General features: G+C 72.7%; 17 protein-coding genes. 6 read left to right on the plus strand and 11 right to left on the minus strand.

Annotated elements, in window-relative coordinates; all coding sequences use genetic code 11:
* Positions 1 to 20: 20 nt before the first annotated feature.
* The 3 genes from JL475_RS01335 to xylB form a co-directional block, all read right to left on the minus strand.
* The gene (locus JL475_RS01335) at positions 21 to 419 is read right to left on the minus strand and encodes a luciferase family protein (protein ID WP_202274079.1); all 399 of its coding nucleotides are present in this window, start codon (positions 417 to 419) and stop codon (positions 21 to 23) included.
* Positions 420 to 634: 215 nt separating this feature from the next.
* Positions 635 to 1,870, minus strand: coding sequence for an ROK family transcriptional regulator (locus JL475_RS01340; protein WP_202274080.1), 1,236 nt, complete (start codon positions 1,868 to 1,870; stop codon positions 635 to 637).
* Positions 1,871 to 1,936: 66 nt separating this feature from the next.
* A complete protein-coding gene (gene xylB / locus JL475_RS01345; RefSeq protein ID WP_202274081.1) occupies positions 1,937 to 3,382 on the minus strand; it encodes a xylulokinase in 1,446 nt (481 codons plus the stop codon).
* A gap of 114 nt (positions 3,383 to 3,496) precedes the next feature.
* On the opposite strand from xylB, the gene xylA reads away from it, so the two are divergent.
* Both xylA and JL475_RS01355 read left to right on the plus strand, forming a co-directional pair.
* The gene (gene xylA, locus JL475_RS01350) at positions 3,497 to 4,663 is read left to right on the plus strand and encodes a xylose isomerase (protein ID WP_202274082.1); all 1,167 of its coding nucleotides are present in this window, start codon (positions 3,497 to 3,499) and stop codon (positions 4,661 to 4,663) included.
* Between the two features lie 453 nt (positions 4,664 to 5,116).
* A complete protein-coding gene (locus JL475_RS01355) occupies positions 5,117 to 5,443 on the plus strand; it encodes a hypothetical protein (RefSeq protein ID WP_307824936.1) in 327 nt (108 codons plus the stop codon).
* Between the two features lie 30 nt (positions 5,444 to 5,473).
* Here JL475_RS01355 and JL475_RS01360 read toward each other — a convergent pair whose 3' ends face one another.
* Positions 5,474 to 6,823, minus strand: coding sequence for an SWF or SNF family helicase (locus JL475_RS01360; protein WP_237405858.1), 1,350 nt, complete (start codon positions 6,821 to 6,823; stop codon positions 5,474 to 5,476).
* The gene (locus tag JL475_RS01365) at positions 6,820 to 9,801 is read right to left on the minus strand and encodes a DEAD/DEAH box helicase (protein WP_202274083.1); all 2,982 of its coding nucleotides are present in this window, start codon (positions 9,799 to 9,801) and stop codon (positions 6,820 to 6,822) included. Before JL475_RS01365 ends, JL475_RS01360 begins: the two co-directional genes overlap by 4 nt.
* 321 nt (positions 9,802 to 10,122) lie before the next feature.
* Between JL475_RS01365 and JL475_RS01370 the strand changes: the two genes are divergently transcribed.
* Positions 10,123 to 10,305, plus strand: a complete 183-nt coding sequence (locus JL475_RS01370; protein ID WP_109380710.1) for a hypothetical protein — start codon at positions 10,123 to 10,125, stop codon at positions 10,303 to 10,305.
* 94 nt (positions 10,306 to 10,399) lie between these two features.
* On the opposite strand, the gene JL475_RS01375 is transcribed toward JL475_RS01370, so the two are convergent.
* The gene (locus JL475_RS01375) at positions 10,400 to 11,290 is read right to left on the minus strand and encodes a hypothetical protein (protein ID WP_202274084.1); all 891 of its coding nucleotides are present in this window, start codon (positions 11,288 to 11,290) and stop codon (positions 10,400 to 10,402) included.
* Between the two features lie 240 nt (positions 11,291 to 11,530).
* On the opposite strand from JL475_RS01375, the gene JL475_RS01380 reads away from it, so the two are divergent.
* Positions 11,531 to 12,427 carry an oxygenase MpaB family protein gene (locus JL475_RS01380; RefSeq protein WP_202274085.1) on the plus strand — a complete coding sequence of 299 codons (897 nt, stop codon included), beginning with the start codon at positions 11,531 to 11,533 and terminating at the stop codon, positions 12,425 to 12,427.
* A gap of 19 nt (positions 12,428 to 12,446) precedes the next feature.
* On the opposite strand, the gene JL475_RS01385 is transcribed toward JL475_RS01380, so the two are convergent.
* A complete protein-coding gene (locus tag JL475_RS01385; protein ID WP_202274086.1) occupies positions 12,447 to 13,058 on the minus strand; it encodes a class I SAM-dependent methyltransferase in 612 nt (203 codons plus the stop codon).
* Between the two features lie 278 nt (positions 13,059 to 13,336).
* Here JL475_RS01385 and JL475_RS01390 point away from each other — a divergent pair, with 278 nt between their 5' ends.
* A complete protein-coding gene (locus JL475_RS01390; RefSeq protein ID WP_202274087.1) occupies positions 13,337 to 13,750 on the plus strand; it encodes a roadblock/LC7 domain-containing protein in 414 nt (137 codons plus the stop codon).
* A gap of 255 nt (positions 13,751 to 14,005) precedes the next feature.
* Here the strand turns inward: JL475_RS01390 and JL475_RS01395 are convergent, their stop codons facing one another.
* Together JL475_RS01395 and JL475_RS01400 are read right to left on the minus strand one after the other, a co-directional pair.
* Positions 14,006 to 14,872 carry an acyl-CoA thioesterase II gene (locus JL475_RS01395; protein ID WP_202274088.1) on the minus strand — a complete coding sequence of 289 codons (867 nt, stop codon included), beginning with the start codon at positions 14,870 to 14,872 and terminating at the stop codon, positions 14,006 to 14,008.
* A gap of 19 nt (positions 14,873 to 14,891) precedes the next feature.
* On the minus strand, positions 14,892 to 17,405 hold the full coding sequence (locus tag JL475_RS01400) for an RNA helicase (protein WP_202274089.1): 2,514 nt from the start codon (positions 17,403 to 17,405) through the stop codon (positions 14,892 to 14,894).
* Positions 17,406 to 17,549: 144 nt separating this feature from the next.
* Between JL475_RS01400 and JL475_RS01405 the strand changes: the two genes are divergently transcribed.
* Positions 17,550 to 18,344 (plus strand): metal-dependent hydrolase, encoded by a 795-nt coding sequence (locus JL475_RS01405; protein ID WP_202274090.1) that lies wholly within the window; start codon positions 17,550 to 17,552, stop codon positions 18,342 to 18,344.
* Between the two features lie 28 nt (positions 18,345 to 18,372).
* Here JL475_RS01405 and JL475_RS01410 read toward each other — a convergent pair whose 3' ends face one another.
* On the minus strand, positions 18,373 to 18,627 hold the full coding sequence (locus JL475_RS01410) for a type B 50S ribosomal protein L31 (RefSeq protein WP_109380703.1): 255 nt from the start codon (positions 18,625 to 18,627) through the stop codon (positions 18,373 to 18,375).
* Positions 18,628 to 18,695: 68 nt separating this feature from the next.
* Entirely contained in the window at positions 18,696 to 19,166 is a 471-nt protein-coding gene (locus JL475_RS01415) for a DUF5709 domain-containing protein (RefSeq protein ID WP_202274091.1), read from the minus strand.
* Between the last annotated feature and the right edge of the window lie 135 nt (positions 19,167 to 19,301).

Raw genomic sequence — 19,301 nt, forward strand, 5'->3', positions numbered from 1 at the left:
TCTCAGCGTTCTCAGCGTTCTCAGTGGTCTGTCACCACGTCGCGCGGCAGCACCGTGACCCGGTGGAAATTGCACCCGGCGGTCGTCGGCGCGCAGGAGGGGTGCGGTGGTGCCTGGTGGGCCTTGAGCGCGACGCTCACCAGGCTCAGCAGCAGGTCGACGTCGGTGGCGCAGTCCAGATGCACCGTCACCCAACTCGACCCCGGGGTCAGCTGGATCGCGGTTGAGGCGTTCAGATCGTAGTGGAAGCGCTGAATGGCGCGGCGGGTCAGGTGGAGATCGACGTCCCGTTCGGAGTGGAAGTGGACGATTTCTTCGCGAGCGGAGCGGAGGGCCGGTCCGGTACCGCAACCCGCCTTGCAGGCAGTGAGGTCGGGCCAGGTCCGAAGTAGCTCCATGGCTCGCTGCGCCGGTTTCATGGCCTCATAGTGACCTGCTCACCGTGCGGCAACCAGTGGTTGGGCGTTTCGTAATCGATCGGTGAGGCGGTGCACCCCTTACAGATGATCACATCATGACAGTCGGCCACCTCGTGACCTCACACGGCAACCGGCTCGGGTTCGTGCCCGACCACGAGACCCGTGACGAGCGGCCGGCGCGGGGCCGGCCGGTCAGGTCTGCGGGGCAGGTGGGTTCAGGCCCTTCCGGCGACCGCAGCCGGGTCGTCCAGGACTCCCCGGACCACCGAGTGCGCCGCGCCCAGCAGGGGGCCTTCGGGGCCCAGGGCCGATACCGAGACGGGGCAGGCCGGGCCCGCCGTGCGCCGGGCCAGTTCGGAGCGGAGCGAGGGCAGCAGCCAGGGCGCGAGCCCGGACAGCGCGCCACCCAGCACGACACTCTCCGGGTCCAGGAGATTGACCGCCCCGGTCAGTGCGATGCCGAGCGCCGTTCCCGCGTCGTGCAGGGCGCGCCGTACGGCAGGGTCGCCCTGCTCGGCGCGGCCGGCGAGCAGGCCCACGCGGTCCTCGCCCGGCTCCACACCGGCGGCGCGCAGCACCGCCCTCTCACCGGCGTACTGCTCCAGGCAGCCGCGTCCGCCGCAGCCGCACTCCGGGCCGTCGGGCCGTACCGGCACATGCCCCAACTCGCCCGCGAAGCCCCGGGTCCCGCGCAGCAGCCGCCCGTCCACGACCACGGCGGCGCCGATGCCTGTCTCGGCCGACACATGGAGGAAGTCGCGTGGTGTGCCCTCGCCGAGCCAGAGTTCGGCCAGCGCGCCGCAGTCGGCCTCGTTGGCCACGGTCAGCGGGAACCGTGCCGGGAGCAGGGCGCCGAGGTCGGTGTCGCGCCAGCCGAGATTCGGCGCGCGTACGACGGTCCGGGTGCCCCGTGCCACCAGGCCCGGCACGGCCACGGTGAGCCCCGCCGGCCACAGCCCCTCACCCTCGGCCTCGGCGACGACCCGGAGCAGGAGTCCGGTCAGCTCTTCGATCACCGGTTCGGGGGAACGGCCGCGGTTCGGGACGTGCCGTACCGCCCGCGCCCGGACCCGTCCCCGCAGATCGACCGCGCACACCGCGAGATGGTCGACGCCGACCTCGGCACCGATTCCGGCCGGACCGCGCCCGCTGACGGCGAGCGCCGAGCCCGGCCGGCCCACGCGTCCCGGTCGCTCGGGGCCCAGTTCCTCCAGCAGGCCCGAGCGGATGAGCTCGTCGACCAGGGTGGACACCGCCGCCCGGGTCAGGCCGATGCGTGAGGCGACGGCGGCCCGGGACAGCGGCCCCTCGGCGCTGACGGTGTGCATCACCCGCGAAAGGTTGCGGCGGCGCATGCCCTGCTGGGTGTCGGGCAGTACGTGTCCCGGACCGGGCGGGGGCGGCACCCGCCCCGAGCCGGCCGGGCGGGCCTCGTGCAGCGGTGCGCTCATGCCTCCGTCAGTCCTCGGTCGGTTCTGTCATGGCGTGGCCGGGGCCGGTGTTCGCCGGTGAAGGCCTCAGTCGGTCTCCGTGCCCCGCTCCAGGAGCGGGGCCGCGTCGGAGAGTACCCCGGCGATCCTGGCCAACGTCTCCTCGTCCCGCTCCACCGGCTCCAGCACCGGCCCCGCAGCCGTGTCCCAGCGGCGGGCGACCGCGGCCGGGTCCTCCCCGGTGAGCAGGCCCGCCGCCTGCGCCGCCGCACCGAGCGCCACCAACTCCCGCGCCTCGGGCACCTGCACGGGCCGGCCCGAAAGTCGTCGTACGGTCTGCTGCCAGGCCGTGCCCCGGGCGCCGCCGCCGATCAGCAACAGGGGCGCCGACGGGTCGGCGGCCTCGTCGACCACGCGGTCGAGCGCACCGAGCAGGGAGTGCACGGCACCGTCGTAGGCGGCCTGGAGCAGTTGACCGCCGGTCGTGTCATGGCGCAGCCCGTGCAGCAGACCGGACGCGTTCGGGAGGTTGGGGGTGCGCTCGCCGTCGAGGAAGGGCAGGAGCGTGATGCCGTGGCCCGGTTCGACGGCCTCGCGGTCCAGGCCCAGCAGGGTCGCGATCCGGTCCACGGCGAGCGTGCAGTTGAGCGTGCAGGCGAGCGGCAGCCAGTCGCCGCGCGCGTCGGCGAAGCCCGCCACGATGCCGGTCGGATCGGTCGGCCGGCGCCGCGACACCGCGTACACCGTGCCGGAGGTGCCGAGGCTCATCACCGGGGTGCCGGGCCGCACACCGAGGCCCAGTGCGGCGGCCGCGTTGTCCCCGGTGCCGCACGCCACCAGGGTGCCCTTGGAGAACGGCAGGTCAGGGTGGGCGCGCACGGTCCCGGCCACCTCTCCGGGCCGCACGACACGGGGCAGCAGCACCGGGTCGAGCCCCACATGCGCGAGGATCTCCTCGTCGTACGACTCTGTCCCGGAGGCCCACCATCCGGTGCCGGAGGCGTCGCCGCGGTCGGTGGTGCCCTGACCGGTGAGCCGTCCGGTGAGGTAGTCGTGGGGGAGCCGGACGGCCTCGGTGGCGCGGACCGCGTCCGGCTCGTGCTCCGCCAGCCAGGCCCACTTGGTGACCGTGAACGAGGCGGCCGGCACGCTTCCGGTGCGCTCGGCCCAGAACTTCGCGCCGCCCAGTTCCTCGGTCAGCCGGCGGGCCTGCGGCGCGGAGCGCACGTCGTTCCACAGCAGCGCCGGACGCACCGGCTCGCCCCGCTCGTCCAGGGTGACCAGCCCGTGCTGCTGGCCGCCGATCGACACCGCGGCGACCTCGTGCGCCGCCTGCCCGCACTGGCGCAGTGCCTCGCACAGGGCGTCCCACCACTGACGCGGATCGCTCTCCCGGCCCGCCCCCGAGGTCACCGTGTGCGGTGCCTGGCCGCTCGCGACGACCCGTCCGGTGGCCACGTCGACGACCAGCGCCTTGGTGGACTGGGTGGATGTGTCCACGCCGACGACGAGCGGACCCTCGGCTGCTGGCATCGGTTTCTCCCTCTTCCGCGGTTCAGCGGGGTGACTCTCTTCCCAGAGATGCTCCTGCATACTAATTTGTAAATCGCCATGACGAAATAGCCTCAGCGAGCAAGGAGCCACGGCATGAACTACCGGCCCACCCCCGAGGACAAGTTCACCTTCGGCCTGTGGACCGTCGGCTGGCAGGGACGCGACCCGTTCGGTGACGCCACCCGACGTGCCCTCGACCCGGTCGAGTCGGTGCGGCGCCTGGCCGAGCTGGGGGCTCACGGCGTCACCTTCCACGACGACGACCTGATCCCCTTCGGCTCGAGCGACAGCGAGCGCGAGGGACACGTCAAGCGGTTCCGGCAGGCGCTGGACGCCACCGGCATGAAGGTGCCGATGGCGACGACCAACCTCTTCACCCACCCGGTGTTCAAGGACGGCGCGTTCACGGCCAACGACCGCGACGTGCGCCGCTACGCGCTGCGCAAGACCATCCGCAACATCGACCTCGCGGTCGAACTCGGCGCCCAGGTGTACGTGGCCTGGGGCGGCCGTGAGGGCGCCGAGTCCGGCGCCGCCAAGGACGTACGGGTCGCCCTGGACCGCATGAAGGAGGCCTTCGACCTGCTCGGCGAGTACGTCACCTCCCAGGGCTACGACCTCCGCTTCGCCATCGAGCCGAAGCCGAACGAGCCGCGCGGCGACATCCTGCTGCCCACCGTCGGCCACGCCCTGGCCTTCATCGAGCGCCTGGAGCGGCCGGAGCTGTACGGCGTCAACCCGGAGGTCGGCCACGAGCAGATGGCCGGGCTGAACTTCCCGCACGGCATCGCGCAGGCACTGTGGGCGGACAAGCTGTTCCACATCGACCTCAACGGCCAGTCCGGCATCAAGTACGACCAGGACCTCCGGTTCGGCGCCGGTGACCTGCGGGCCGCGTTCTGGCTGGTGGACCTGCTGGAGTCGGCCGGCTACAGCGGCCCGAAGCACTTCGACTTCAAGCCGCCGCGGACCGAGGACCTCGACGGGGTGTGGGCCTCGGCGGCCGGCTGCATGCGCAACTACCTGATCCTCAAGGACCGTGCGGCGGCCTTCCGTTCCGACCCCGAGGTGCAGGAGGCGCTGCGCGCGGCCCGGCTGGACCAGCTGGCGGAACCCACGGCGGCCGACGGCCTCCAGGCGCTGCTCGGCGACCGCTCGGCCTTCGAGGACTTCGACGCCGACACCGCCGCCGCGCGCGGCATGGCCTTCGAGCACCTCGACCAGCTGGCGATGGACCACCTGCTGGGCGCCCGGGGCTGAGCCCCGGACTTCCCGGGGCTCAGCGGCCCGGGACGGTGCGAGCGTGGCCGGCGCGCCGCTTCGCGCGGCGGCCACGCTCACGCGCGATCACGGGACCGGGCGGCAGCACGCGGGAGCGCACGGCTCGGCTTCTGCGCGGAGCACGCCGCGGGCCTGGGTCCGTGCCCCGACCCCGTGTCGAATTCCGTGCGGGACGCTCGCGCCAGGAGCGCGTCCGAGGCGACCATGGCCGGTATGGCCAAGCCACCGGTACCGCCCCAGCCGCCCGGCCCGCCGGATGACACGCCGCCCCCGGGCGGCGGCTTCGGACCATCCTCGTACGGCGGCGCACCTCCGCCGCCGAACCCGCCGCCGTCCGGCCCGCCTCCGCCCCCCGACCCGCCGCAGGGTCCGTCCGGCGACGGAGGCGGAGGGGGGCGGGGGCCCGGCGGGAGCAGGAACCTCCTGCTCATCGTGCTTGCGGCGATCGTGGCCGTGGCGGCCGTCTTCGTGGTCGTGCTGACGGCGTCGGGAGGCGACGACGACTCGCCGGACGGAGAACCCGCCGGGAGCAGCACGGGCACCCGCGGCTCGCCCGACCTGTTCCCGGGCATCCCGTCCGAGCTGCCCAGCGGCCTGGAGGGCCTGCTGCCCTCCGGTTTCCCCACCGAGCTGCCGTCGGACTTCCCGAGCGAGCTGCCCAGCGGTCTGCCGACCGAGCTGCCGAGCGGCGTGCCCAGCAATCTGCCGAGCGGGCTCGAATCGCTCCTTCCGTCCCTGGACGAGGCCGGGTTGCGCTGACCCGGGCCGGGCGCGTACAAGGCGACTGTTTCAGGGCGTTGTCCCGGTGGGGAGCTCCGCCCCCGCCGACGCCAGGGCCGTCGCCGGGTCCTGGGCGGCGCCTCCCGCCGGGACCCAACGGCCGCGCTCCTTGCGGTACGGCCACCAGCGGCCGTCGCGTCCCAGCCGCAGCTGGACCGGCGCGCCGACGACGGTCCAGCGGTTGGCACGGGCCCGGAACACCGGCCGTTCGTCCTCGTCGCCCTCGGCCCAGGCCGACTCGAGGGCCGCACGCGCGCGTGCGAGCGCTTCGGCGTCCACCATCCACTCCTCGTCGAGCACGGCCAGCGCCGCCGTACCACCCTGGCGCCAGGCCCGTACGGCCACGTCCAGCCCTTCCCGGCCACGCCCAGAACCGGCGGCGAGCCGGTCCGCCACGGCGCGCGGGGGGTCACCGGCGGCCAGCCGCACCGCGTCCTGAGCCACCGTCGGATCCGGCTCCACCAAATGCCGTTCATGCCCGTCCCGGATCGCCTCCGCGAGCAGGTGACGGGCCCGCGCGGAGGTCCGCGCGGCGAGGAACTCCAGGGCGGACGGGTCGATCCCGGCGGGGAGCGGCCCGTCCGTGTCCAGCGACGGCGGCACCCCCGGCGCCGCGGGGAGCGGGGGGACGTCGGGCAGCCCCGGCCGGATGCCGCCCGCCGCGAACGCCTCGGCCGCGTCCACGCCCTCCGGGCGGGACCGCTTTTCCGCGCGTGTCCCGGCATACGACTGGAGCGCGTCCAGCAGGGCCCGTTCACCGCGTCCCCGCACCAGGAACAGGACGAACGGGTCCTGGTCCAGCAGCAGGGCCACCTGGTAGCAGAGCGCCGCCGTGTGACCGCAGTGGTCCCAGGCCCCGCAGCCGCACTCCGGCTCCAGATCGCCCAGGCCCGGCAGCAGTTCGACCCCGGCCAGCTCCGCGTCCTCCACCAGATGCGGCGGCATCTCCCGGTCGAGCAGCGCCGCCACATGTCCGGCCCGTTCGACGGCCATGTCCAGAAAGCGGTCCCACTGCTCGTCGGACAGTTCCTGGAGCAGGACGTCCGTCCGGTGCGCCGTGCGGTCGCGGTCCTGCACGACGGCCGTGATGCGCCCCGGACGCACGGACACCGCGCCGACCGCTCCCGCGCGGGCGAGCCTGCGACCCGCCTTGAGCTGCTGGACGTCCAGGGCCGTGCCCTCCAACGCCGTCAGCCAGGCCCGGCCCCACCAGGTCTGCGCGAAACCGCGCCCCCGCGCGGGGGGCAGCGCGGCGAACGTCCGCTCCGCCCCGGCGGCTTCACCGTCGGCCGTATGACCGTCGGCCGTATGACCGTCGGCGTCGTGGCCGTCGGGCTCCGCACCGTCGTACCGGTTCATCGTGCTCCCCCTCGCAGTTCCACCAGATCCGCCAGTTCGGCGTCCGTCAGTTCGGTGAGCGCCGCCTCCCCGGAGCCGAGCACCGCGTCCGCCAGATCGCGCTTGCGGACCAGCAGTTCGGCGATGCGGTCCTCGATCGTGCCCTCGGCGATCAGCCGGTGCACCTGCACCGGCCGGGTCTGGCCGATGCGGTACGCGCGGTCCGTCGCCTGCGCCTCGACGGCGGGGTTCCACCAGCGGTCGTAGTGCACGACGTGCTCGGCCCGGGTGAGGTTCAGCCCCGTGCCCGCCGCCTTCAACGACAGCAGGAAGACCGGGACCCCGCCGTCCTGGAAACGCCGCACCATCGCCTCGCGCTCGGCCACCGGCGTGCCACCGTGCAGGAACTGCGACGGCACGCCCCGCGCGGCGAGGTGGCGCTCCAGGAGACGGGCCATCCGCACGTACTGCGTGAAGACCAGCACCCCGGCCTCCTCGGCGAGCACCGTGTCGAGGAGCTCGTCCAGCAACTCCAGCTTCCCGGACCGTCCCACGAGCACCGGACGGTCCTCCTTGAGGAACTGCGCCGGGTGGTTGCAGATCTGCTTGAGCCCGGTCAGCAGCTTCACGATCATTCCCCGTCGCGCCATGCCGTCGGTGCCGGAGATCTCGGCGAGGGCCTCCCGTATCACGGCCTCGTACAGCCCCGCCTGCTCCTGGGTGAGCGACACCGGGTGATCCGTCTCCGTCTTCGGCGGCAGCTCGGGCGCGATCCCCGGGTCCGACTTGCGGCGGCGCAGCAGGAACGGCCGTACCAGCCGGGCCAGCCGCTCCGCCGCGGCCGGGTCCTGCCCACCCTCCACGACGTCCGCGTACCGCCTGCGGAAGGTGCCGAGCCGGCCGAGCAGGCCGGGCGTCGTCCAGTCCAGAACGGCCCACAGTTCCGAGAGGTTGTTCTCCACGGGTGTCCCGGTGAGCGCCACGCGCGCGCGTGCGCCGATGGAGCGCAGCTGCCGGGCCGTCGCCGCGTACGGGTTCTTCACGTGCTGGGCCTCGTCGGCGACGACCATTCCCCAGGACACCTCGGCGAGACGGGGAGCGTCCAGGCGCATGGTGCCGTACGTGGTGAGGACGAACTCGCCCTCGGCCAGGTCGTCCAGCGAGCGCCGCGCACCGTGGAAGCGGCGTACCGGCGTACCGGGCGCGAACCGTTCGATCTCCCGCTGCCAGTTGCCCATCAGGGAGGTCGGGCACACCACGAGGGTGGGCCCGGCGGACGCGGGGTCGGACTGCCGGTGCAGATGCAGGGCGATCAGGGTGATGGTCTTGCCGAGGCCCATGTCGTCGGCGAGGCAGCAGCCCAGACCCACGGACGTCATGTGGGCCAGCCAGTTCAGCCCGCGCCGCTGGTAGTCCCGCAGCATGGCGGCGAGGGCCGCCGGCTGTGCGACGGGCTCCTGTGCCTCGGGGTCGGCGAGCCGGTCCCGCAGGGCAGCCAGCCGGCCGGTGGGCCGCACCTCGATCCGGTGGCCGTCCACCTCCACCGAGCCGGTCAGGGCGGCCCCGAGCGCGTCGACGGGCTTCACCTCGTGGTCCTGGCGCGCGCGGGCGCGGAGCACCTCCTGCGGGTCGAGCAGCACCCACTGGTCGCGCAGCCGCACGACAGGACGCTTGGTCTCCGCGAGCCGGTCCAGCTCCGCGCGGGTGAGCTGCCGGTCGCCCAGGGCGAACGACCAGTCGAAGGCGAACAGCGCGTCGGCCGACAGGAAGGACGGTCCCTGAGAGGCGCCCGCGACGTCGGGCCGCCCGGGGCCCCGCTCGTCGGCAGCGGGACCGATCTCCGCGCGGGTGGTCAGTCCGCGGGTCAGCTCCCTCGGCCAGTGCACGTCGACGCCCGCTCCGGCGAGCGCCCTGGTGCCCTCTCCGAGGAGCTCGGTGACCTCCTCGTCGGCGAGTTCGACCGCGTTCGGCACGGTCGCCGACAGCAGGGGGGTGAGCGGGGCCCAGGCGCGGGCGGCGCGGCGGAGCGCGAGCAGCGTGTCCATCCGGGCGCGCGGTCCGAAGCCGCCGTCCGCGCCGTCCGCGCCGTCTGAGGGTCCGGCCCACACATCGGTGGCGTCCGCGACGAGCGCGGGGTCGCTCACACTGTGCACCTGGAGCACCACTCGGAACGTGGCGTTCGCGCCGTCGTCGTCCATGGTGTCGTCGTCCATGTCGTCGCCCAGGGTGTCCGAGGGCGCCGTCAGGTCGGTGAGCTCCGTCAGGCCCGTGAGGCCGTGCACCTCGACGCGCAGCGACAGACGTACGCCGGCGTCGTGGCCGGCGGCGACGTCGGCGGCCCAGTCGCGCAGTTCGGGCAGGTGCTGTCGCTGCGGTACCGCGTAGGCGGGGGTGCCGGTGACGAGGGGTGCGGCGGGGGAGCGGGGCAAGGTGTCGGCGACCGCGTCGAGGAAGGCACGCAGCAGCCGTTCGGGGTCGGGCAGGCGCAGCGGTCCCGGGCCGTCCACCGGCAGGGCGTGCGCCTCGGGCGGCATCGCGGCGGCCAGCCGGCGCACCGCCTCGACGTCCTCCGCGTCCAGCGGCCCCGCGCGCCAGGCGTCGTGGCCGGCCGGGGACAGCCCCGGCAGCAGCAGACCGCGCGCCACCAGACCCAGGGCGTGCACGGCGGCAGCGCCCCAGAACACCGCGGCAGGGTGCCCTTCGTCGTGCGTCCGTGCCCGGGTGAGGACGGGCAGCGCGGCGCGTACCGGCAGCAGCGCCGCCGGGACGCTCACCGTCTCCACCCCGGCCTCGCCGGGAACGACGACGGTCAGCTCCTCGACCGACGCCGCGTCCACGGCAGGGGGAGCCGACCCGTCGGGCCGCCAGAAGGCGAACCGGCCGGTGCGGGCCGGGTCACCGGGTACGAACACGGCTGAACAGTGGGCCAGTTCGGCGTGCTGGGCGGGAGCATGCGGCGGGGGAGGCGTCTGCGCGACGATGACGGATTCCTTGCTCATCGATTCATCAAACTTGACTAGTGGCGTCGGAGTCGCCGAGAGTACAGCACGGCCGGGGGTGACCGGGTATGCCTGGGTGGTGAACCGGGTCACCATGGATGTGCGGTCGTGCTCCGTTCCAAAGCATCAATGAGTCGCCGAGTCGCCGAGTCACCGAGTCGCCGAGTCGCCGAGTCGATGAGTCGATGAGCCGACGGTGGCCCTCAGGGAAGCCTAGGGGGCGAACCTCAGGGACGTCTCAGGGTCGCGGTCGGAACCGCCGAAGGCGCGGGCCCGTTTTCACGACAGAGAGCGGCAACGGCCGCGAAGGAGGCGACACTCATGTCGAAGAACGCCAAGATCGCCGCGGGAGGTGTGGCGGCCGGACTCATCCTGCTCATCTGGCTGCCCTGGTGGGCGGCGCTCCTGATAGTCCTGGGAGTCCCGGCCGCCGCATACCTCGCCCTGGACCCTTCACAGCGGAGCCGGCTGCGCCGTGTCTCGCGCAAGGAGCTGGGTCGCTGAGACCGGTGGGGCGCGTCCGGCGGGTCGGGGCCGGGTCAGGCCCCGACCCGGCCCGGATCCCGGGCCGACCGCTTCGGGGCGCCGACCGCGGGGCTCAGAGCGGCCGTACGGCGATCTTGTCGAGGCCCTCCAGGAGGCCCGGCAGCTCCGGCCCCCTGCCCACCGGGAGGACCTCGCCGGGTTCGTCGTCGAGCAGGACGAACGCGATGTCGTCGGTCCTGGCCACGAGCGACCAGCCGGGCCCGTCGGCACGCAGTGTGCGGGCCTCGCCCGGGGCGAAGGAGGAGCGGACCCGGCCGAGCGGCGGCGGCGAGGTGAGGTAGGCGCGCGCCTCCGTCAGAACGCGTCGGATACCGCTGTGGCCCGGCCGGCCGTCCGGCACATCGGAGCCGACGCCGTCCTCGGGCAGGTCATCCCCGGCCGGACCGTCCCCGTCGGCCTCTCCGGCGCCGTCCGGGGGTCCTGCGGAGCCGCCCGCAGCCGGAAACGACGTGTCGTCGACCTGCTCCCGCCAGACCGCCCACTGGAGCGCGATCTCGTCGGCGCCCAGGCGCCGCTGCGCCGGCCCCCAGGCCTCGGGATCGGGAGGTGTCAACGCGGGCCCGTCGGCCGTGTCCGGATCCGGATCGTGCGGCGCGGGCACGTTCGGCGCCGCGACGGCGACCGCGAGGGGCCAGCCCGGCAGCGCGGCGACGACCGTGCGCTCGTCCGGCGACAGATCGTGCTCCATGCCGCAGTCCCAGGAAGCGATCGCGACGGCGACCAGCGACACGTCGTCGACGACGACGGTCCACCGGGCACCCTCGCCGTCCTGCCCGAGCACAAGCCCGTACCCGTCGGCGGGCGGGGCGAGGCCGAGCACCGCGCACGCCTCCGGGTAGTCGTCGCCCAGCACACTCGGGAACTTCGCCGGCGTCAGCAGCGCCGCCGTGAGCACGTAGAGCGCGTCGTCCGCGGCGGCGGCTTCCTCGTCCGTCCCGGCCATGGCGGCCTCCCCGTCGTCTCGTTCACCGGCGCGCACCCTAATCCGACCCCGAGCCCCTTGTCACGACCTCGACCCCCTGCCCGAAGCGGTGGCTTTCCGTCCGGACGGGGTGAATCGGTCACCCGCTGCCACGCGGGCACGCCCTCGGGCGCCCCGGCGGACCGCCGTGACCCTGACCCGCCGTACGGAAACCGCCACGCACAGTAGAGTCGGAGTCCGGCGGCAGAAGGGGGCGGCGCGGTGAAGCGCTTCGAGCGACTGGAACGCATCCGGCGGATGGACCCGCACCGGGACGCCACGGAGATCTACCGCCTCAGCGCGGCGTACGAATTCCCCTGGGACTTCACCCGGTCACTGGAACTCGCCCTGTACCGCACGTACGCCGTTCCCCGCATCGGCCGGCTGCTCGCCGAGACCGCTGAGCTCACGGACCGCTCCCAGAAGCGCTACGACGACACCTCGCTCCTCCTGGACGCCGTCGTCGAGCACGGATTCGGCAGCGACCGGGGCCGGACCGCGATCCGCCGCATCAACCGGATGCACCGCAGTTACGACATCCCCAACGACGACATGCGGTACGTCCTGTGCACGTTCGTCGTGATGCCCAAGCGGTGGATCGACGCCTACGGGTGGCGCAGGATGTCGCGGCACGAGACCGTCGCCAGTGCCGTCCACTACCGGACACTCGGGCGGCACATGGGCATCCAGGGCATCCCCGGCTCCTATGAGGAGTTCGAGAGCTGCCTCGACTCCTACGAACAGGCCCACTTCGGCTGGGACGAGGGCGCGCGCCGGGTCTCGGACGCCACCCTCGGTCTCATGACCTCCTGGTACCCGCGTCCGCTCGCCCCGCTGCTGCGCACCGCCACACTCGCCCTGCTCGACGACCCCCTCCTGCGGGCCTTCCGGTACACCCCGCCGAGCGCCGCCACGCGCGCGTGCGTACGCCGAGCGGTGCGGCTGCGCGGCCGCGCGGTCCGGCTGCTGCCGCCCCGGCGCGCCCCGCACTTCGCCCGGCAGAACCGGGAGATCAAGAGCTATCCGAACGGCTACCGGCTGGAGGACCTGGGCACCTGCCCGGTACCGGGCCTCGGCGGCTGCCCGGTGCGGCACCCGGACACCACGCCCACCGACTGAGCACCGGGCGCCCGAAGGGTCAGTCCCCCCGGACGGCCAGCGCCAGGAACCGCGCGTCCTCGTCGGCGTACGACGTCATCCGCCAGCCCGAACCGGCCAGCAGCGGACGGAGATTGTGCTCCGCGCGGAGATCGTCCGGGGTGAGTGAGCGGCCCTGGCGGGCGGCGAGCGCGGCCCTGCCGATCGGGTGGAACAACGCGAGCGCCCCACCGGGACGCACCACCCGCGCCAGCTCACGGAGATTTTCGGCCGGGTGCGGCAGGTGCGCGATGAGGCCCGCCGCGAACACGGCGTCGAGCGACCCCGAGCGCAGGGGCAGTGCGGCGACGTCGGTGAGCAGCAGCGTGCCGTCGCCGTCCCGTCCGGCGGCCGCGGCCTCTCGCAACATGGCCGACGTCAGATCCGCCCCGAGGACCGTTCCCGAGGAACCCACCGCGGCACGCAGCGGCGGCAGGGCCCGTCCGGTGCCACAGCCCGCGTCGAGCACCCGGTCGCCCTCACGCAGCCCGAGGTCGGCGACCGCGGCCGCGTAGGCCGGACCGTCGTCGGGGAAACGGCGGTCCCAGCCGGCGGCACGCGCGGTGAAGAACTCCTGGACGTGTGCGTGGTCGTGCGTGTGGTCGTCGCTCATGTCCCGCATGATCCCCCACCGGACGGCCCGGACCGCACCGTCCGGCGGTGGAGAGCTCGCCGGTGCGGGTTCCGTGCGAGACGAACTCGCACCGCTCTTCGTCGGTCAACTTCTGTCCCATGGCTCCCAATCTCCTTGTCCGGCGCCCGGTCGTGGGGAAGGCTGGCCACGGGGATCTCCCCGCCGGGGGATGCACCGCACGGGGGAAGCGAACGGAAAGGCTCACGAACAGGACCACGGGAACCATCACGGGGAAGAGCAAGGGGGAGATTCGCGAAATGACGCAAAATCAGGGACTCGACTGGCTGCTGGACGACCTGACCCAGCGTGTCGAGCAGGTGCGGCACGTCCTGGTCCTGTCCAACGACGGACTGGTGACCGGGACGAGCACGGGACTGCGCCGAGAGGACGCGGAGTACTTGGCAGCCGTGTCGTCCGGACTGCACAGCCTCGCCAAGGGGTCCGGACAGCACTTCGGTGCGGGCGGAATGCGCCAGACGATGATCGAGTTCGACGACGCCATGCTCTTCGTCATTGCGGCGGGCGCCGGCAGTTGCCTGTGCGTTCTCAGTGGGGCCGAGGCCGACGTCGGACGGGTCGCCTACGAGATGACCCTGCTGGTCAACCGGGTCGGAGAACATCTGGACGTGGACACCCGCCGACCAGGCTCCAACGGTCTCGCGGGGAACTGACCCGCACGTTCGTCGGCCCCCGCGGAGTTGTCCACAGGCTCTCGCAGAGAGTGACGGAGTGGATACGGTTCTCTCCGGGGCGGCGCACGCCGCGCCGACCGTGCACATTCCGCGGGGGAGACGAGCATGTCCGCGAACACCGCCACACACACCATCACGACGACCACGCCCGCCACGCCCGGCCCGCCCGCCACGCCCGCCGGGCCGGGCGCCGGCGAGAATCGTGCGACGGGAACCGGTGAGCGGCCCGCTGACCTACAACGCCCGGAACAGCCCCTCCTGGACGACGGACACCAGCATCCGCCCCGCACGGTCGTAGATCCGCCCGCGGGCCAGCCCCCGCCCGCCCGTGGCGATCGGTGACTCCTGGTCGTACAGGAACCACTCGTCCGCACGGAACGGGCGGTGGAACCACATGGCGTGGTCCAGCGACGCCATGTCGAAGCCCCGCGGACCCCACAGCGGTTCCACCGGGATCCGGACGGCGTCCAGCAAGGTCATGTCGCTGGCGTAGGTCAGGGCGCAGGTGTGCACCAGCGGATCGTCACCGAGCGGGCCGACCGCGCGCATCCACACCGCGCTGCGCGGCTCGGCGTCCTTGACGTCGTCCCGGTTCCAGCGCAGCCGGTCCACATAGCGGATGTCGAAGGGCTGACGGTGGGCCATCAGCTCCAACTGCTCCGGCAGCGCGCCCAGATGCTCGCGGATCTCGTCCGTGACCGTGGGCAGCGACTCGGGGTCCGGGACCGCGCGGGCCGGCGGCAGCTGGTGCTCGAAACTCCCCTGTTCGGGTTTGTGGAAGGAAGCGGTGAGATTGAAGATCGTGCGCCCCTGCTGCACGGCGGTGACCCGGCGGGTCGTGAACGACCGCCCGTCCCGCACCCGTTCCACCTGGTACACGATCGGCACCCCGGGGCGTCCCGGGCGCAGGAAGTACGCGTGCAGCGAGTGCACGGGGCGGTCGCCCTCGGTGGTGCGGCCCGCGGAGACCAGGGCCTGGCCGGCCACCTGGCCGCCGAAGACCCGCTGCAGCGACTCCTGCGGACTGCGGCCCCGGAAGATGTTGACCTCGATCTGCTCCAGGTCGAGCAGGTCGACGAGGCTCTCGGTCGGATTCGTCATGGGAGGAACGCTCCTGTGCTCACAGCTGGCCGACATCGGTGACCCGGACGACCGCGCGGCCCTCCGCGTCGGAGGCGGTGAGGTCGACCTGCGCGCTGATGCCCCAGTCGTGGTCGCCGTTCGGATCGTCGAAGATCTGCCGGACCCGCCACAGCCCGTCGGCCGGCTCCTCCTCGATCAGCAGCAGCTTGGGACCGCGGGCGTCGGGGCCGGTGCCCAGTTCCTCGTACTCGTCCCAGTACTTGTCCATCGCCTCGCCCCAGGCGTCCGCGTCCCAGCCGGCCTCGGCGTCCAGCTCGCCCAGCGCGTCCACCTGGTCCAGAGCGGCGAGCTCGACCCGGCGGAACATGGCGTTGCGGACCAGGACGCGGAAGGCACGCGCGTTGGCGGTGACCGGCTTGACCTGGTCGGCCTTCTCCTGGGCCTCCTCGGCGGTCATCTCCGCGGGGTTGGCCAGCTGCTCCCACTCGTCCAGCAGACTGGAGTCGACCTGACGCACCATCTCGCCCAGCCAGGCGATCAGGTCCTGGAGATCCTCGGACTTCAGGTCGTCCGGGACCGTGTGCTCCAGGGCCTTGTAGGCGCTGGCGAGGTACCGCAGCACGATGCCCTCGGTGCGGGCCAGCTCGTAGTGGGACACCAACTCCGTGAAGGACATCGCCCGTTCGTACATGTCCCGGACCACGGACTTCGGCGACAGCGGATGGTCGCCGACCCAGGGATGGCTCTTGCGGTAGGTGTTGTACGCGTGGAAGAGCAGCTCCTCCAGCGGCTTCGGGTACGTGATGTCCTGGAGGCGCTCCATGCGCTCCTCGTACTCGACGCCGTCCGCCTTCATCGCGGCGACGGCCTCACCGCGTGCCTTGTTCTGCTGGGCGGCGAGGATCTGGCGCGGGTCGTCCAGCGTGGACTCGACCACGGACACCATGTCGAGCGCGTACGACGGAGAGTCGGGATCCAGCAGCTCGAACGCGGCCAGCGCGAAGGTGGACAGCGGCTGGTTCAGCGCGAAGTCCTGCTGGAGATCCACGGTCAGCCGGACGATCCGGCCCTCGGCGTCCGGCGCGTCCAGCTTCTCGACGATGCCGCCGTCCAGCAGCGAGCGGTAGATGGCGATCGCCCGCCGGATGTGCCGCAACTGCTGCTTGCGCGGCTCGTGGTTGTCCTCGAGGAGGTGCCGCATCGCCTCGAAGGCGTTGCCGGGCCGGGCGATCACCGACAGCAGCATCGTGTGCGTCACCCGGAAACGGGAGGTCAGCGGCTCGGGATCGGAGCCGATGAGCTTCTCGAAGCTCTGCTCCGACCAGGCGACGAACCCCTCGGGCGCCTTCTTGCGGACGACCTTGCGGCGCTTCTTCGGGTCGTCGCCCGCCTTGGCCAGCGCCTTCTCGTTCTCGACGACATGCTCGGGGGCCTGGGCGACGACGAACCCCTCGGTGTCGAAACCGGCCCGTCCGGCGCGGCCCGCGATCTGGTGGAACTCACGGGCCCGCAGCGTGCGCACCCGGTTCCCGTCGTACTTGGTCAGGGCGGTGAACAGCACCGTGCGGATCGGGACGTTGACGCCCACGCCCAGCGTGTCCGTACCGCAGATGACCTTCAGCAGACCGGCCTGTGCGAGCTTCTCCACCAGCCGCCGGTACTTGGGCAGCATGCCGGCGTGGTGCACACCGATGCCGTGCCGGACGTAGCGGGAGAGGTTGCGGCCGAACTTGGTGGTGAAGCGGAAGTTGCCGATCAGGTCGGCGATCCGGTCCTTCTCCTCGCGCGTGCACATGTTGATGCTCATCAGCGCCTGGGCCCGTTCCACCGCCTGCGCCTGCGTGAAGTGCACGATGTAGACCGGAGCCTGCCGGGCCGCCAGCAGATCCGTGAGCGTCTCGGTGAGCGGCGTGTAGCGGTATTCGTAGGACAGCGGTACCGGGCGGGTCGCCGAGCGGACCACCGAGGTGGGGCGGCCGGTGCGGCGGGCGAGGTCCTTCTCGAAGAAGGAGACGTCACCGAGCGTCGCCGACATCAGGACGAACTGCGCCTGCGGCAGTTCCAGCAGCGGGATCTGCCAGGCCCAGCCGCGGTCCGGCTCCGCGTAGAAGTGGAACTCGTCCATGACGACCTGGCCGACGTCGGCGTACCTGCCGTCGCGCAGCGCGATCGACGCCAATACCTCGGCGGTGCAGCAGATGACCGGGGCGTCGGCGTTGACGGACGCGTCGCCGGTCAGCATGCCGACGTTCTCCGTGCCGAAGATCTTGCACAGCTCGAAGAACTTCTCCGACACCAGCGCTTTGATGGGGGCCGTGTAGAAGGTGACCTCGTCCCGCGCCAGCGCGGCGAAGTGGGCGGCCGCCGCGATCATGCTCTTGCCCGAGCCGGTGGGCGTCGAGACGATCACGTTCGCCCCGGAGACCACCTCGATCAGCGCCTCCTCCTGGTGGGGGTAGAGCGTGAGACCGCGTTCCTCGGCCCACGACTCGAAGGCTTCGTACAGGGCGTCGGGGTCGGCGGTCGGCGGCAGCTGATCGATAAGGGTCACACCCCCCATCTTGCCTGCCGTTCGGCCCCGGGTGGGAATCGGATTCGGGAACGAAGATCGCTAAGGCTACGCTGTGGCGCCGAGGAGCGTCAGCGCACCTGGTCGACCGGACAGCGGTGCACGAGCAATGGGGCGGTAACGGGGATGATGGGACCAGCACACTCACTGTCGGGCGCCGCGGCCTGGCTCGGTGTCGGAGCGGCGACGGCCGCCGCGGGGAGCCCGATGCCCTGGCCGGTGCTGCTCGTCGGCGCGCTCATCTGCGCCGGCGCCGCCCTCGCCCCGGACCTGGACCACAAGGCGGCGACGATATCCCGGGCCTTCGGGCCCGTCTCCCGGAGGCTGTGCGAGATCGTCGACAAGCTGTCGTCCGCCGTCTACAAGGCCACCAGGAAGCCGGGCGACCCGCGCCGTTCCGGCGGCCACCGCACCCTCACCCACACCTGGCTGTGGGCGGTCCTGATCGGTGGGGGCACCTCCGTCCTGGCGATCACCGGCGGCCGGTGGGCGGTGCTGGCCATCCTCTTCGTCCACATGGTGCTCGCCATCGAGGGCCTGCTGTGGCGGGCGGCCCGGGGTGCCAGCAGCGATGTACTGGTGTGGCTGCTCGCCGCGACCAGCGCGTGGATCCTCGCGGGCATTCTGGACCAGCCGGGCAACGGCGCCGCCTGGCTGTTCACCGCGCCGGGCCAGGAGTACCTGTGGCTGGGACTGCCGATCGTCCTGGGCGCGCTGGTCCACGACATCGGGGACGCCCTGACCGTCTCCGGCTGCCCGATCCTGTGGCCCATACCGGTGGGCCGCAAGCGCTGGTACCCCGTGGGCCCGCCGAAGGCGATGCGGTTCAAGGCGGGCAGCTGGGTGGAGATCAAGGTGCTGATGCCGGCGTTCATGCTGCTCGGGGGAGTGGGCAGCGCGGTGGCGCTCAACGTGATCTGAGGCGGCGGCCCCGGCCCGCCCGGGGGCCTCACCCGGAGCCCTCACCGCCGTACCGGCGCTCGAAGCGGGCGACGCGCCCTTCCGTGTCCACGGTGCGTGCCTTGCCCGTGTAGAAGGGGTGGCTCTCCGAGGAGATCTCCACCTCCACCACCGGGTAGGTCTCGCCGTCGTCCCATTCGATGGTCTGCTCGCTGGTCGCGGTGGACCGGGTGAGGAAGGCGTAACCGGCGGACCGGTCGCGGAAGACGACGGGGTGGTAGTCGGGGTGCTTGTCCTGCTGCATGAAAGCTCCTCGTGCGACTCGTGCGACGTGCTCCGCCCGGGGGACGGTGTCAGGGGACAACGGCGGGGTCACCCGGGCAGGGTGTCCTCGTCGACGACATGCATGGCGGCCTCCTCGGCCGAGGCCGCCGCGCCGTCGATACCGACGTCCGTGGCCACCAGGGCGGTCTCCTCGTCCTCGTGCGCCCCCTCGTCGGGAGCGACGAGCCGGCCGGAGCGCGCGGCACCGACCTCGTTGTCCAGGAGTTCGCCGTCGGTGCCCTCGCTGTCGCCGAGACCGTCGCTGTCGAAAGCCGTGAGTTCGGGCAGCTCCTCGGCGAGCCGCTGGTCCAGCGTCTCGCCCGCGTGTCCCTCCGCCGCCGTCACACCGCGGTGCTCCACGGCCCACGGCCGCTCGGGAGGGGACCAGCCCCGGTCGAGGGGGTCGCCCACACCGTCGTCCATGAGGGTGTCCTCGGCGTCGAGCAGTCCGGCGTCGTCCTGAACCTCGGACTCGTCGGGCTGGTAGACGTCGTCTCCCCAACCGCCGGCACTGTTCACGGGTACCTCCAGGGGTGGCGACGGGCCCGTTCCCGCCGTGGCCCGCTGCGGGCCGCGCCTGCACGGAGCACTGGCCTCACCCGCACCCCGGTCCTCCGGAGCCCCCGGATGTTCCCCGAGCCGGTGCCTGACTCC

Source organism: Streptomyces sp. M2CJ-2, assembly GCF_016757295.1.
In the GTDB taxonomy this organism is placed as follows: Bacteria; Actinomycetota; Actinomycetes; order Streptomycetales; family Streptomycetaceae; genus Streptomyces.